This is a genomic window from Ornithinimicrobium carbonis (assembly GCF_977012275.1).
This window is the reverse complement of record NZ_OZ348993.1, coordinates 711,575-724,944: the sequence shown is the minus strand read 5'-3', so window position 1 is coordinate 724,944 and position 13,370 is coordinate 711,575. Positions and strand designations below refer to the sequence as shown.

The following is a 13,370-nucleotide window of genomic DNA, read 5'->3' as shown; positions in this document are numbered from 1 at the left end:
GCAGGAGACCCCGGCCTGCGGGGACGCTCCCGGTGCGGACCTCGACGGATCCATCGGTCCGCCCCGGGTGCCGATCACGCCATACCCTGGGAGCCGTGAGCACACCGCACCCAGGCAGCGAGCACCTCATCATCCTTCCCGACCGTGAGGGCGCCGAAGAGCTGGCCGAGGAGCTCCGCGAGGAGGGCTTCGCCCAGGTCCGGGTCATCAGGGAGGCCGCCCGGACGGAGGAGGACGACGAGGACCACGAGTGGGCCGTCTACGTGCTCGACACCCGTCTGCCGGACGCCTCCGGGGGCGGGGCGTACGAGGGGCTGCGCGAGCGCTTCACCCAGATCGCCCGGGAGAACGACGGGTGGTACGACCAGCCGGGGGACCACCGGCCGCCGGTGCCGCCGGAACCGGACGAGCAGTGACCCACGAGCAGGTCGAACGGGAGCGGACGTTCGCCCTGGCGGAGGAGGAGGCCCTTCCTCGGCTCGAGGGCCTGCTGGAGGTCGGCGAGACGGTCGAGCACCGGATGCGGGCGGTGTACCTGGACACCACCGACCTGCTGCTGATCCGGCACCGGATCACCCTGCGCCGACGCGAGGGGGGACCCGACGAGGGGTGGCACGTGAAGCTTCCGCGGCCCGACGGCTCGCGCCTGGAGCTGCACTCGCCGCTGACCCGGGGCCCGGGCCGGACGCGGGTGCCCGACGGTCATCTGCGCGCGGTCGTGGCCGCCCTCGGCACCGACTGGCCGACCGGCCTGGACGCCACCCTCCTGCCGGTGGCCACCCTGATCACCCACCGGACCCAGACGGAGCTCATGGACGACCGGGGCAGCGTCGTGGCCACCCTGTGCGACGACCGGGTGACCGCCCTGCCGGAGGAGCGTCGCTGGCGCGAGCTGGAGGTCGAGCTGGTCCCCACCGCCACCGACGACGCCCTGCTGGACGCCGTCACCGACCGGTTCGCGGCACAGGGGGTGGTCCCGGCGGACTCCCCGTCCAAGCTGGCCCGCGCCCTGGGCAAGCGCCCCGACCGCGCAGCCCGCGGGCAGGGTCTGCGTCCTCGCGACCCCGCCGCCGCGGTCCTGCACGCCTACCTCGCAGCACAGGTCGCCGCGGTCGTCGGCCGGGAGGAGGACCTGCAGGCCGACGCCCCGGACGCCGTGCACAAGGCCCGGGTCGGCACCCGGCGCCTGCGGAGCGCCCTGCGCACCTTCGACCGACTGCTCGACCGCGAGGTCACCGACCCGCTGCGGGACGAGGTGGCCTGGCTGGCCGGGCTCCTGGGGGCACCGCGCGACGCGGAGGTGGTGCGCGACCGCGTCCTCGGCCGGCTGGAGTCCCTGCCGGCAGACCTGCTCGTCGGCGACGTGGTCGACTCCGCCCGGGCCAGTCTGGACAAGGAGCACGCCCGTGCCCACGACGCGCTCCGTGCCGGAATGGACTCCGACCGATACCTGGAGCTGACCGACGCCCTCCTGGACCTGCTCGCCGACCCGCCGTGGCGGGCTCGTGCCCGGCAGCGGGCCGACGAGGTCCTGCCGTCCCTCGTCGAGCAGGCCGTCGAGCGGGTGGCCCGCTCGGTGCGGGCGACGCGTCCGTTCGACGGCCCGGGTGACGCGGGCGGTCGCGACGACCCGGCCAGTCGCGACGACCCGGGTGACGGGAGCGGTGGGGACGACCCGGCCGGTCGCGACGACCCGGAGGATCCGGGCGGCCTGGGCGACCCCGGAGCCCTCGGTGCGCTCCACGACCGGCACGAGACGCGCAAGCGGGCCAAGGCTGCCCGCTACGGGTGGGAGGCCCTGGTCCCGGCTCTCGGGCCGGTGGCCGAGGAGTCCGCCCGCCGGTGGGAGGAGGTGACCGAGGCCCTCGGCGAGCTCCAGGACGTCGTGGTCACCCGGGAGAGGCTCCTGGAGCTGGCGGCCGTGGCCGGGTCGGACGGCGTGCCGAGCTTCAGCCTGGGGGTGGTCGCCGGTGACGACGGCGCGCGGGTGCCGGACCTGGTGGCCCGGGGAGACGATGCCGTAGACCGCGCCCTGCGGCGCTGACCGGCCCCACGTCGCGGTGCTGACCGCACTGCGTTGCTGGTCGGGCCGCCCCGCAGCGGGCCCCGGCCGGCACCGGGTGAACACCAGGTGACACGCAGGGGACAGACCGACGGCCAACGGTCACCCCCCGGCCAACCGGGAGCCACGGACGGTTCATGTCCGGCCTCTTCCATGGAGGAGCTGGCACCGCCAGCGGCGGAGGCGAGCCTCCGCGTCCCGGTACGAAAGGAAATCCTGTGTCCCTTCGGCACAAGACCATGGCCCGCACCTCCGTCGTGGCCGCCGCCGTCCTGGTCCTGGCCGCGTGCGGCAACGGTGAGGACAGCACCGACGACACCACCCCGGCCGCCGCCGGCTCCGAGGAGAGCACCGAGGGCGGGTCCGAGGACGGCGCCCTCTCCGGCGACATCGCCATCGACGGTTCCTCCACGGTCACCCCGCTCACCGAGCCGGCCGCCGAGCTCTTCATGCAGGAGAACCCCGACGTCCGCGTCGCCGTCGGCACGTCCGGCACCGGTGGCGGTTTCGAGAAGTTCTGCAACGGCGAGACGGACATCTCGATGGCCTCCCGGCAGATCAAGGACGAGGAGATCGCCGCCTGCGAGGAGGCCGGCATCACCTACGAGGAGCTCGGCGTGGCGAACGACGGGCTCGCCGTCGTGGTCAACCCCGAGAACGACTGGGCGACCTGCCTGACCGTCGAGGAGCTCAACACCGCCTGGATGGACGGCTCCACCGCCGCGTCCTGGAGCGACATCAACCCCGAGTTCCCGGACGAGGAGCTGACGCTCTACGGCCCCGGCACCGACTCCGGCACGTTCGACTACTTCACCGAGGCGATCAACGGCGAGGAGGGGAACATCCGGCAGGACTACAACGACATCGGCGAGGACGACAACGCCGCGGTCACCGGTGTCTCCGGCGGCGTGGGCGCCATGGCCTTCATCCCGCTGTCCTTCGTGCTGGAGGCCGGCGACCAGGTCAAGGCCATCGAGGTGGAGAACGAGGCCGGCGAGTGCGTCGCGCCCTCCGAGGAGACCGTGCAGGCGGGCGACTACAACCCGCTGGGCCGTCAGCTGTTCATCTACCCCAAGGGCGAGTCGATCGCCGACAAGCCCGAGGTCAAGGCGTTCGCGGAGTTCTACGTGAACAACTCCGACGAGATCGCCGACGCGGCCGGCTTCATCGCGCTGACCGAGGAGCAGAAGCAGACCGCCCTCGACCAGATCGCCTCCCTCGGCGGGGATCGCTGACCCCGGTCGGCACCACCCACCCGTGACCAGGACCGCAGAAGGAGGAGCATGAGCACCATCACGCGTCCGGGGACCACCTCCGGGGCCCGGGCGGACGCACCGCTCTCGCTCCGGGCGAGCTCCCCCCGCTGGGGGGAGAAGGTCGTCGTCGGATGGCTGTTCCTCTGCGCGGCCTTCTCGGTCCTGGTCACGGCGGGGATCGTCTTCTCCCTGATCCCCCCGACCGTCGAGTTCTTCCAGCGGGTAGCCCCCGCGGACTTCTTCTCCACCGACTTCTGGGCCCCCACCAACTCCAGCAACCCCAGCTTCGGCGTGCTCCGGCTGGTGGTCGGCACGCTCAACGTCACCTTCTGGGCGCTGCTCATCGCGATCCCGGCCGGTCTGGGGGCGGCGATCTACCTCAGCGAGTACGCCGGCACCCGCGCCCGCAAGGTCCTCAAGCCCATCCTGGAGGTCCTCGAGGGAGTCCCCACGGTCGCCTACGGCTTCTTCGCGATGACCTTCGTCACGCCCCTCCTGCGGGAGTTCTGGCCCACCTTCCTGCCCGGGAAGCTCGGCGAGCCGCCGGGCATCTTCTCGGCCGCGTCGGCCGGGCTCGTCATGGGTGTCATGATCATCCCCACGGTGGCCTCCATCTCGCAGGACGCCATGAGCGCCGTCCCCTCGGGCCTGAGCCAGGCGGCCTACGGCCTGGGGTCGACACGGATGCAGGTGGCCACCCGGGTGGTCGTCCCCGCCGCGCTCTCCGGCATCGTCGCGAGCTTCGTCCTGGGGATCTCCCGGGCCATCGGCGAGACGATGATCGTGCTGCTGGCCGCCGGAGCCTCGGCCAACCTGACCTTCTGGCCCAACGACTCGGTGCTGACGATGACCACGTTCATCGCCCGGACCTCGACCGGAGACATCGGGCACGGCACCACGACCTACTACACGATCTTCGCCGTCGGCGCGCTGCTCTTCCTCATGACCTTCGTCATGAACATGATCAGCATCGCCCTGGTCCGCAAGTTCCGGGAGACCTACGAATGAGCCGGCCCACCCTCGACCCCGCCCGTCTGAACGGCCCCAACCGCACCGGCGTGGCAGCGGCCCGCCGAGTCACCGAGCTGGGGCTCGACGGGCGTCAGCGCGGAGGCAAGTGGAAGGGGGGCGTGTTCAAGGCGCTCCTGATCCTCTGCCTCGTGCTCGCGTTCGTGACCCTCCTGGCGGTCATCGTCCAGGCCTTCGCCCGCGGCCTGCCTCGGCTGGACCTGAACCTCATCACGCAGATGCCCTCGACGCTGGACCGGGAGACCTCCGGCATGCAGTCGGCGATCTTCGGCACGATCTACGTCATGGTCGGCGTGGTCGTCACCGTGGTCCCGATCGGGGTGTCCGCCGCGATCTACCTGGAGGAGTTCGCCGACCACACCAAGGCGTGGGTGCGCTTCATCGAGCTGAACATCCAGAACCTGGCGGCCGTGCCCTCGATCGTCTTCGGCATCCTGGGCCTGGCGTTCATCGTCCGCGGCCCGCTGAGCCTGGGACCCGTGGCCTACGCCGGGTCGCTCACCCTGGCGCTCCTGGTCCTGCCCACCGTGATCCTGGCGGCGCGCGAGGCGATCAGGGCCGTCCCCAACAGCCTGCGGCTGGGATCGATGGGCCTGGGTGCCACCCAGTGGCAGACCATCTGGCACCACGTGCTCCCGGCCGCCGTGCCGGGGATCGTCACCGGCACGATCCTGGCGCTCTCCCGGGCCATCGGTGAGACCGCCCCCCTGCTCCTGGTCGGGGCCACCGTCTTCGTCACCTACAACCCGGACGGCTTCTTCGACGGCGCCTACACGGTCCTGCCCGTGCAGATCTTCCAGTGGGCCGTCCGCCCGCAGGAGGAGTTCCGCATCCTTGCCGCCGCCGGGATCATCCTCCTGCTCGGGGTCCTGCTGGCGATGAACTCGGTGGCCATCTGGATCCGCAACCGCTTCACCCGCGAGCTGTGATGCTCCGCCTGCCCGCCCGCCACCCGCGCCCCCGACCGCACACCCCTCCGGCACCCCCGCCCCAAGGAGACCCGACCGTGACCGACACCGTCGCCCACACCCCCGCCCGCACGATGCCGGGACACGACATCCCCGAACGCCCCGTCCCGGTGATGGAGGCCCGCGGCCTGAACGTCTTCTACGGCGGATTCCACGCGGTCCACGACGTCGACCTGGCGTTCGGACGCAACGAGATCACCGCCCTCATCGGCCCGTCGGGGTGCGGCAAGTCGACCGTGCTGCGCTGTCTGAACCGGATGAACGACCTGGTGCCCTCGGCCCGGGTCGAGGGCCAGGTGCTCTACCACGACCAGGACGTCTACGCCCCGGAGGTGGACCCGATCGAGGTCCGCAGGCACATCGGGATGGTCTTCCAGAAGGCCAACCCCTTCCCCAAGTCGATCTACGACAACGTCGCCTACGGCCCGCGCGTCACCGGCATGAAGGTCGACAGCATGGACGACCACGTGGAGAAGTGCCTGCGCGGTGCTGCCCTGTGGGACGAGGTCAAGGACAAGCTCAAGGAGTCCGGCTACTCCCTCTCGGGCGGTCAGCAGCAGCGCCTGTGCATCGCCCGGGCCATCGCCACCGAGCCCGACGTGATCCTCATGGACGAGCCGTGCTCTGCGCTGGACCCCATCGCCACGGGCGCCGTCGAGGACCTCATGCTCGACCTGCGGCAGGACTACACGCTCATCATCGTCACGCACAACATGCAGCAGGCGGCCCGCATCTCGGACCGGACCGCCTTCTTCACCGCCCGTCCCGACGAGACGACCGGCAACCGGACCGGTCTGCTCGTGGAGTACGACCGCACCTCGAAGATTTTCGAGAACCCCTCCGACCAGCGGACCGAGGACTACATCTCCGGCCGCTTCGGCTGACCCGCGCTCGCCACCGCCCGCCGGAACTCGCCGAGCACCGGCTCCCCGAGCAGGACGAAGCGGACCTCCTCCAGCCCAGGCACCGAGGGGCCGCGGTCCCTGACCGCGGCCACCGCGACGTCCGCGACCTGGGCCGGGTCCCAGCCGTAGATCCCCGCGCTGACCGCCGGGAAGGCCACCGTCCTGGCGCCCACCTCGCCCGCGACCTCCAGGCTGCGGACGAAGCAGGAGGTCAGCAGGGCGGGGTCGGTCTGACCCGCGTGCCGGTCCGGCCCCACGGTGTGGATGACCCAGCGCGCCGCGAGGTCCCCGGCCCCGGTGGCCACGGCCTCGCCCACGGGCAGGCCGTCGGGCCACACGCTGGCCCGGACCTGTCGGCACTCCGCCAGCAGCGAGGGCCCGGCCGCACGGTGGATCGCCCCGTCCACCCCGCCGCCCCCGAGCAGGCCGGAGTTGGCGGCGTTGACGACCGCGTCGACACGCTGGGTGGTGAGGTCTCCCTGGACGCACGTGATCCGCATACCCCCATCCTGCCCCCGCTCGGGACGGGTGGCGCCCTGCGGCACAATCGGCACACGGGTCCGGCGCCGCGGCGTCCCTCACCCGGCACCGGCACCCACCGACGCGGGGAGGTATGACGTGACGCTCGCCTTCGTCGTCACCGTGCTCGCCGGCCTGTCCACCGTCGTGGGCGGATGGCTCGGCACGCACGACCAGGTGCTCCGCCGGCAGTGGCTGGCCGCCGCGCTCGCCTTCGCCGCCGGACTGATGATCACGATCTCGGTGGTGGAGATCGCCCCTGCCGCGGCGGTGGCGCTGCGGGAGGTGGTGGGGTTCGGCTGGAACCTCGCCTGGGTCGGGGGAGCGATGCTGGTGGGAACCATCGCGGTCCTGCTCATCGACAAGGCCATCCCGCACGAGGTGAACCCCGCCGAGCTGGCCGGCGGGGACGAGGCCCTGCGGGTCGCGAGCGGCGAGCTGGACGGGCGGCTCCTGCGCAGCGGGATGCTGCTGGCCGCGGTCGTGGCTCTGCACAACCTGCCGGAGGGGCTGGCCACCTTCATCTCCACCCTCGAGCGGCCCAGCGGTGGCATCGCGCTCGCCACGGCGATCGCGATCCACAACGTCCCGGAGGGGCTGGCGGTGGCCGCACCCATCTACGCGGCGACCCGCAGCCGGGCGACGGCGCTCTTCTGGGCCACCCTCTCCGGGCTCGCCGAACCGGTCGGGGCGGTCGTGGGCTACGTCCTGCTGCGGGCGGTGCTCCCCGAGGAGTGGCTCGTCCTGTCCCTGGCGCTCGTGGCCGGGATGATGCTCGCGGTCAGCTTCCTGGAGCTGCTGCCGGCGGCCCGGCGCTACGAGACGCACTACAGCCAGTCGCTGGTCGGCTTCTTCCTGGGAGCCGTCGTGATGGCCCTGAGCATCCAGCTGCTGGCCCCGCCCGTGGGCTGACCGGGCGGAGGGGCCCAGTGGCTGGTGGCCGGTGGCCGGTGGCTGGTGGCCGGTGGCCGGTGGCTGGTGGCTGGTGGCTGGTGGCTGGGGGAGGGAGCCTGCCGTGGTGGCAGGTGCGAGGGGCCCGACCGAGAAACCGCGCACGAGGGACCCAACCTGACGGGCCCGTGCGGCGTCCCAGGAGCAACGACGTTCCGAGGAGGAGCCATGAGAACCACCGCACCGACCGTGCTCGTGCTGGGCAGCCTGCTGCTGGCGGGCTGCGTGTCATCATCACCCGGACCCGCAGGGTCCCCGGACGTGTCGGGCGAGGCTCCGACCGCGGTCGACGTCGCCACCCCGACGACGACCGCGCCGGAACCGGCCGACGTCGCCGGACCGACCACGCAGGCGCCGGTGCCGACGGAGGAGCCGGACGCCGCCGCTGACCTGCCGCGCCTGGTCGGGGCGGAGGACGCCGACCTGGTCCTGCACGTCAGCAACCAGGTGCCCACGGAGGAGGTCGTCGGGATCACGGTCGCGGTCGACGGCGAGCAGCTGATCGACCAGGACTTCGCCTTCGAGGAGGGGCACAACTGGATCGAGTTCGGCCTCGAGCTCCCGCCCGGTGAGCACACCCTGACGGCGACGACCGGGACGGGAGCGGGGACGGAACGGACCTTCGAGCTCCCGGAGGAGGACCGACGCTGGGCCGTGCTCAACTACTGGTCGGAGCCGACCGACGAGTCCGAGTCGACGATGAGGCGCTTCTTCACGTTCGAGGTCACCGAGGAGTTCCAGCCCTGGGCGTAGGGCCGGCCGGGACGGGTGGCGAACCGGCCCGAAGTTGAGCGGAATAGGCTCAACTTCGGGCCGGTTGTCATCTCCAGAGTCCTTTTCCCGATCCACCGTGAGGTAGGAGTCCCATGGATCTGTCCCTGACCACCAAGGCCCAGGAGGCCCTGTCCACCGCCGTCCGCGACGCCGCCGCCGCCGGTCACGCCCAGGTCGAGCCGGCCCACCTGCTGCGCGCCCTGGCCCAGCAGGGCGAGACCACGACCGCCCCGCTGCTGGAGGCCACCGGCTCCTCGGCGGCCATGGCCGCCCAGGCGGCCGAGGGGGTGCTGCGCGGGCTGCCCACCGCGTCGGGGTCGACGATGGGCAACCCCGGGCTGTCCCGGGCGATGCACGGCGTCGTCAAGGAGGCCCAGGAGGTCATGGGCCGGATGGGGGACGACTTCGTCTCCACCGACCACCTGCTGCTGGCCCTGGCGCGCTCCGGGCAGTTCGCCGTGCTGGACGAGGCCGCCATCGAGGAGCGCATCCCGACGCTGCGGGGCGGCAAGAAGGTCGACTCGGCCGACCCCGAGGCGACCTTCGACGCCCTGGGCAAGTACGGCACCGACCTGACCGCGATGGCCCGCGAGGGCAAGCTCGACCCGGTCATCGGGCGCGACGCGGAGATCCGCCGGGTGGTCCAGGTGCTCTCGCGACGGACCAAGAACAACCCCGTCCTCATCGGCGACCCGGGCGTCGGCAAGACCGCGGTCGTCGAGGGCCTGGCCCAGCGCATCGTGGCCGGCGACGTGCCCGAGTCGCTGCGCGGCAAGACGCTCATCTCGCTGGACCTGAGCGCGATGGTCGCCGGTGCGAAGTACCGCGGCGAGTTCGAGGAGCGGCTCAAGGCCGTCCTGGGAGAGATCAAGGCCAGCGAGGGGCGGGTCGTCACCTTCATCGACGAGCTGCACACCGTCGTCGGCGCCGGCGCCTCCGGAGACTCCTCGATGGACGCCGGCAACATGCTCAAGCCGCTCCTGGCCCGGGGTGAGCTGCGCATGGTCGGCGCGACCACGCTCGACGAGTACCGGGAGAACATCGAGAAGGACCCCGCCCTCGAGCGCCGCTTCCAGCAGGTCTTCGTGGGAGAGCCGAGCGTGGAGGACACCATCGCGATCCTGCGCGGGCTCAAGGAGCGCTACGAGGCGCACCACAAGGTGGCCATCTCCGACACCGCCCTCGTCGCGGCCGCGTCGCTGAGCGACCGCTACATCTCCGGTCGTCAGCTGCCCGACAAGGCGATCGACCTCGTCGACGAGGCGGCCAGCCGTCTGCGGATGGAGATCGACTCCTCCCCGGTGGAGATCGACGAGCTCCAGCGCCAGGTGGACCGCCTGACGATGGAGGAGATGCACGTCAAGAAGGCGGCCGAGGAGACCGACGACGCGGGCTCGGTCGAGCGGCTGCAGCGGCTCCGCGCCGACCTGGCCGACAAGAAGGAGCAGCTGGCGGCCCTCACCGCGCGGTGGGAGGCGGAGAAGTCCGGTCTCAACCGGGTCGGCGAGCTCAAGGCGCGGCTCGACGAGCTGCGCACCCAGGCCGACCGGCTCCAGCGCGAGGGTGACTACGCCGCCGCGTCCCGGCTGCTGTACGGCGACATCCCGGCCGCCGAGGCCGAGCTCGTCGCGGCGCAGGAGGAGGAGGCCCGTGGTTCGACCCCGACCGAGGCACCGATGGTCAAGGACGAGGTGGGCGCCGACGACATCGCCGACGTCATCTCGATGTGGACCGGCATCCCCGCCGGCCGCCTCCTGGAGGGTGAGACCGAGAAGCTGCTCCGGATGGAGGACGTCATCGGCCGCCGGCTGATCGGCCAGCGGGCCGCGGTGCGCGCCGTCTCCGACGCCGTGCGGCGGGCCCGGGCCGGGATCTCCGACCCCGACCGCCCGACCGGGTCCTTCCTCTTCCTCGGTCCCACCGGCGTCGGCAAGACCGAGCTGGCCAAGGCCCTGGCCGACTTCCTCTTCGACGACGAGCGGGCGATGGTCCGCATCGACATGTCGGAGTACTCCGAGCGGCACGCCGTGGCCCGGCTCGTGGGCTCGCCTCCCGGGTACGTCGGCTACGAGGAGGGCGGGCAGCTCACCGAGGCTGTGCGCCGCCGGCCCTACTCGGTCGTGCTGCTGGACGAGGTGGAAAAGGCCCACCCGGAGACCTTCGACATCCTGCTCCAGGTCCTCGACGACGGACGCCTGACCGACGGGCAGGGACGCACCGTGGACTTTCGCAACGTCATCCTCGTGATGACCTCCAACCTCGGCAGCCAGTTCCTCGTGGACCAGACCACGGACGAGCAGACCAGGCGGGAGCAGGTCATGGCGATGGTCCGGGCCGCGTTCAAGCCGGAGTTCCTCAACCGGCTCGACGAGGTGGTGCTCTTCGACGCGCTCAGCCGCGAGGAGCTGGCCACGATCGTGGGGCTTCAGGTCGAGCAGCTGGCCCGACGGCTGTCGGACCGTCGGATCACCCTCGACGTCACCGACGAGGCGGCGCGGTGGCTGGCGGAGCGGGGTTGGGACCCCGCCTACGGGGCGCGTCCGCTGCGGCGCCTGGTGCAGACCGAGATCGGCGACCGGCTGGCCCGCGGCCTGCTCTCCGGCGAGGTCCGGGACGGCCAGGAGGTCGTCGTGGAGGTCGCGGCCGACGGGGACGCCCTCGCGCTGCGGTGACCCCGCCCGGCGGCTGATGACGCCCGGGTGAACGGCGGGGGCGGTTCTTCACCTGTTGTTCACCTGGGTGTCCTACGGTGGCGTCGGCTCGTGGTGCCCGATCGCGTGACCGGGCACCCGGCGCGCGACGGTCACGCCCGTCGTTCCCCCACCCCAGAGAGGTTCTGCGTGCTGGTCCCGCGCCGTGTCCTGGCCGTCGTCCTGGCCACCACCCTCCCCCTGCTCGCCGCCTGCGGCAACGACGACCCCACCGGGATGATCGCCGCCGCCGACGGCGGCACCCTGACCGGTGACCTGAAGGCGTCCGGCTCCTCGGCCCAGGAGGCGGCCATGACCGCCTGGATCGCCGGTTACCAGGGGGAGCAGCCCGGCGTGCTCGTCCAGTACGACGCGATCGGCTCGGGCGGCGGCCGCGAGAACCTCGTCGCCGGGGCCACCGACTTCGGCGGCACCGACGCCTTTCTCGACGAGGAGGAGCGCGAGGCGGTGAAGGAGGTCTGCGGGCCCCGCGGGGCCCTGCACGTGCCGGTCTACATCTCGCCGATCGCCCTGCCCTACAACCTCCCCGGCGTCGAGGACCTGCAGCTGCGCCCCGAGACCCTCGCGCGGATCCTCGACCAGGAGATCACCGGCTGGGACGACCCGGCGATCGCCGAGGACAACCCCGGGGTCGACCTGCCCTCCACCGACATCACCGTCGTGCACCGGTCGGACGACTCGGGCACCACCGAGAACTTCCTCGAGTACCTCGCCGCCGCCGCCCCCGACGCCTGGCCGCACGAGGTCGACAAGGCCTGGCCCGTGCCGGCCGAGGCGGCGCCCCAGAACACGGGGGTCATCCAGGTCGTCGAGGCGACCGAGGGCGCCATCGGGTATGCCGACGCGTCCGTGGTCACCGGCAGCTCGGTCGCGATCGGGGTGGGGGAGGAGTTCGTGGAGTTCTCGCCCGAGGCTGCGGCCCGCGTCGTCGACGCCTCCGAGCCGGTCGACACCGGGCTGGAGGGCGACCTCGCGCTCGACCTCGCCCGGGACACCTCCGCCTCGGGCGCCTACCCGATCGTGCTGGTCTCCTACCACGTGGCCTGCACGCACTACGAGCGGGAGAGACGGGCCGAGCTGGTCCGGGACTTCCTGCACTACGTCGTGTCCGAGGAGGGCCAGCAGGCGGCGGCGCGCGCCGCGGGGTCCTCGCCGATCTCGGACTCCCTCCGCGAGCGCGCGGACGCGCTGATCGAGACCATCGAGGGCGGCTGACCGGCCGTGCGAGCACCGCAAGGACACCCATGACCCCATCCGCTCCGGGACGCACCACGTCCCCGCCGAGCACGCCCCGGGCTCCCCGCCGTCCCGGTGACGTGATCTTCTCCGGCGCCTCGCTCGGCTCCGCGGTCCTCATCCTGCTCACCCTGGCCGGGGTCGCCTTCTTCCTCGCCAAGGAGGCCGTGCCCGCCCTCACGGCCGACCCGGAGGAGGTCACGGGAGGCGCGGGGTTCGGGGCCTACGTGCTCCCGCTCGTCTTCGGCACGGTCGTCAGCTCGGTCGTGGCGATGCTGGTGGCCACGCCGGTCGCGGTCGGGATCGCGCTGTTCATCTCCCACTACGCCCCGCGCCGGATCGGTGCGGCGGTGGGCTTCGTGGTCGACCTGCTGGCCGCGGTGCCCTCGGTGGTCTTCGGGATGTGGGGCCTGGCGGTCTTCGCGCCACGCCTGGGGCCGCTCTTCGGCTGGCTGGAGCGCAACCTGGGGTTCCTGCCGATCTTCGGCGAGGCCTCGGCGACCGGACGGACCCTGCTCACGGCCTCGCTCGTCCTGGCGGTGATGATCCTGCCGATCATCACCTCGGTGTCGCGGGAGGTCTTCCTGCAGACGCCCAGGCTGCACGAGGAGGCCGCGCTGGCCCTGGGCGCGACCAAGTGGGAGATGATCCGCACCGCGGTCCTGCCCTTCGGCATGCCGGGCATCGTCGGAGGCACGATGCTGGGCCTGGGTCGCGCGCTGGGGGAGACCATGGCGGTGGCCATCATCCTGGCGCCGGGGGCCTTCTCCCTGAACATGCTGGGCAGCGGCAACAAGACGATCCCCTCCGAGATCGCCCTCAACTTCCCGGAGGCGGCCGGGCTGCGCCTGTCCGAGCTCATCGCCGCCGGCCTCGTCCTCTTCGTGATCACCCTCGCGGTCAACCTGGTCGCCCGCTGGATCGTGGCCCGCCGGGCGGCCTTCTCGGGAGCCAGCTGA

At 72.2% G+C, this 13,370-nt stretch carries 12 protein-coding genes; 11 read left to right on the top strand and 1 reads right to left on the bottom strand.

Annotation, left to right across the window (positions count from 1 at the left end; genetic code table 11):
- Window positions 1-95: 95 nt before the first annotated feature.
- The 6 genes from ACWHYA_RS03370 to pstB all read left to right on the top strand — a co-directional run bounded on the left by ACWHYA_RS03370 (window position 96) and on the right by pstB (window position 6,199).
- Window positions 96-416: a ribonuclease E inhibitor RraB gene (locus ACWHYA_RS03370; protein WP_425938915.1), complete on the top strand. Its 321-nt coding sequence runs from the start codon at window positions 96-98 to the stop codon at window positions 414-416.
- Complete coding sequence (locus ACWHYA_RS03365) at window positions 413-2,044, top strand: CYTH and CHAD domain-containing protein (RefSeq protein ID WP_425938917.1); 1,632 nt, start codon at window positions 413-415, stop codon at window positions 2,042-2,044. Before ACWHYA_RS03370 ends, ACWHYA_RS03365 begins: the two co-directional genes overlap by 4 nt.
- 236 nt (window positions 2,045-2,280) lie before the next feature.
- Window positions 2,281-3,297 (top strand): PstS family phosphate ABC transporter substrate-binding protein, encoded by a 1,017-nt coding sequence (locus ACWHYA_RS03360; protein WP_425938918.1) that lies wholly within the window; start codon window positions 2,281-2,283, stop codon window positions 3,295-3,297.
- A gap of 48 nt (window positions 3,298-3,345) precedes the next feature.
- Window positions 3,346-4,326 carry a phosphate ABC transporter permease subunit PstC gene (gene pstC / locus ACWHYA_RS03355; RefSeq protein WP_425938920.1) on the top strand — a complete coding sequence of 327 codons (981 nt, stop codon included), beginning with the start codon at window positions 3,346-3,348 and terminating at the stop codon, window positions 4,324-4,326.
- A complete protein-coding gene (gene pstA / locus ACWHYA_RS03350) occupies window positions 4,323-5,276 on the top strand; it encodes a phosphate ABC transporter permease PstA (protein ID WP_425938922.1) in 954 nt (317 codons plus the stop codon). The genes pstC (ACWHYA_RS03355) and pstA overlap by 4 nt, the downstream gene beginning before the upstream one ends.
- Window positions 5,277-5,428: 152 nt before the next feature.
- Window positions 5,429-6,199: a phosphate ABC transporter ATP-binding protein PstB gene (gene pstB / locus ACWHYA_RS03345; RefSeq protein ID WP_425939998.1), complete on the top strand. Its 771-nt coding sequence runs from the start codon at window positions 5,429-5,431 to the stop codon at window positions 6,197-6,199.
- Here pstB and ACWHYA_RS03340 read toward each other — a convergent pair.
- Complete coding sequence (locus ACWHYA_RS03340) at window positions 6,175-6,720, bottom strand: O-acetyl-ADP-ribose deacetylase (protein WP_425938924.1); 546 nt, start codon at window positions 6,718-6,720, stop codon at window positions 6,175-6,177. The two genes, pstB and ACWHYA_RS03340, sit on opposite strands and share 25 nt — an antisense overlap.
- Before the next feature lie 118 nt (window positions 6,721-6,838).
- Between ACWHYA_RS03340 and zupT the strand changes: the two genes are divergently transcribed.
- From zupT to pstC (ACWHYA_RS03315), 5 genes are all read left to right on the top strand, one after another.
- On the top strand, window positions 6,839-7,651 hold the full coding sequence (zupT, locus tag ACWHYA_RS03335) for a zinc transporter ZupT (RefSeq protein WP_425938926.1): 813 nt from the start codon (window positions 6,839-6,841) through the stop codon (window positions 7,649-7,651).
- A gap of 207 nt (window positions 7,652-7,858) precedes the next feature.
- Window positions 7,859-8,443 (top strand): hypothetical protein, encoded by a 585-nt coding sequence (locus tag ACWHYA_RS03330; RefSeq protein ID WP_425938928.1) that lies wholly within the window; start codon window positions 7,859-7,861, stop codon window positions 8,441-8,443.
- Window positions 8,444-8,556: 113 nt separating this feature from the next.
- Window positions 8,557-11,136 (top strand): ATP-dependent chaperone ClpB, encoded by a 2,580-nt coding sequence (gene clpB / locus ACWHYA_RS03325; RefSeq protein WP_425938930.1) that lies wholly within the window; start codon window positions 8,557-8,559, stop codon window positions 11,134-11,136.
- Between the two features lie 168 nt (window positions 11,137-11,304).
- Window positions 11,305-12,390, top strand: a complete 1,086-nt coding sequence (gene pstS / locus ACWHYA_RS03320; RefSeq protein ID WP_425938932.1) for a phosphate ABC transporter substrate-binding protein PstS — start codon at window positions 11,305-11,307, stop codon at window positions 12,388-12,390.
- A gap of 29 nt (window positions 12,391-12,419) precedes the next feature.
- Window positions 12,420-13,370: a phosphate ABC transporter permease subunit PstC gene (gene pstC / locus ACWHYA_RS03315; RefSeq protein WP_425938934.1), complete on the top strand. Its 951-nt coding sequence runs from the start codon at window positions 12,420-12,422 to the stop codon at window positions 13,368-13,370.

What these genes read in the sequence shown, in the direction of transcription:
- pstC (WP_425938920.1), top strand. Translation starts at nt 3,346, where the DNA reads ATGAGCACCATCACGCGTCCGGGGACCACCTCCGGGGCCCGGGCGGAC.
- pstA (WP_425938922.1), top strand. Translation starts at nt 4,323, where the DNA reads ATGAGCCGGCCCACCCTCGACCCCGCCCGTCTGAACGGCCCCAACCGC.
- pstB (WP_425939998.1), top strand. Translation starts at nt 5,429, where the DNA reads ATGGAGGCCCGCGGCCTGAACGTCTTCTACGGCGGATTCCACGCGGTC.
- ACWHYA_RS03340 (WP_425938924.1), bottom strand. Translation starts at nt 6,720, where the DNA reads ATGCGGATCACGTGCGTCCAGGGAGACCTCACCACCCAGCGTGTCGAC.
- ACWHYA_RS03330 (WP_425938928.1), top strand. Translation starts at nt 7,859, where the DNA reads ATGAGAACCACCGCACCGACCGTGCTCGTGCTGGGCAGCCTGCTGCTG.
- clpB (WP_425938930.1), top strand. Translation starts at nt 8,557, where the DNA reads ATGGATCTGTCCCTGACCACCAAGGCCCAGGAGGCCCTGTCCACCGCC.
- pstC (WP_425938934.1), top strand. Translation starts at nt 12,420, where the DNA reads ATGACCCCATCCGCTCCGGGACGCACCACGTCCCCGCCGAGCACGCCC.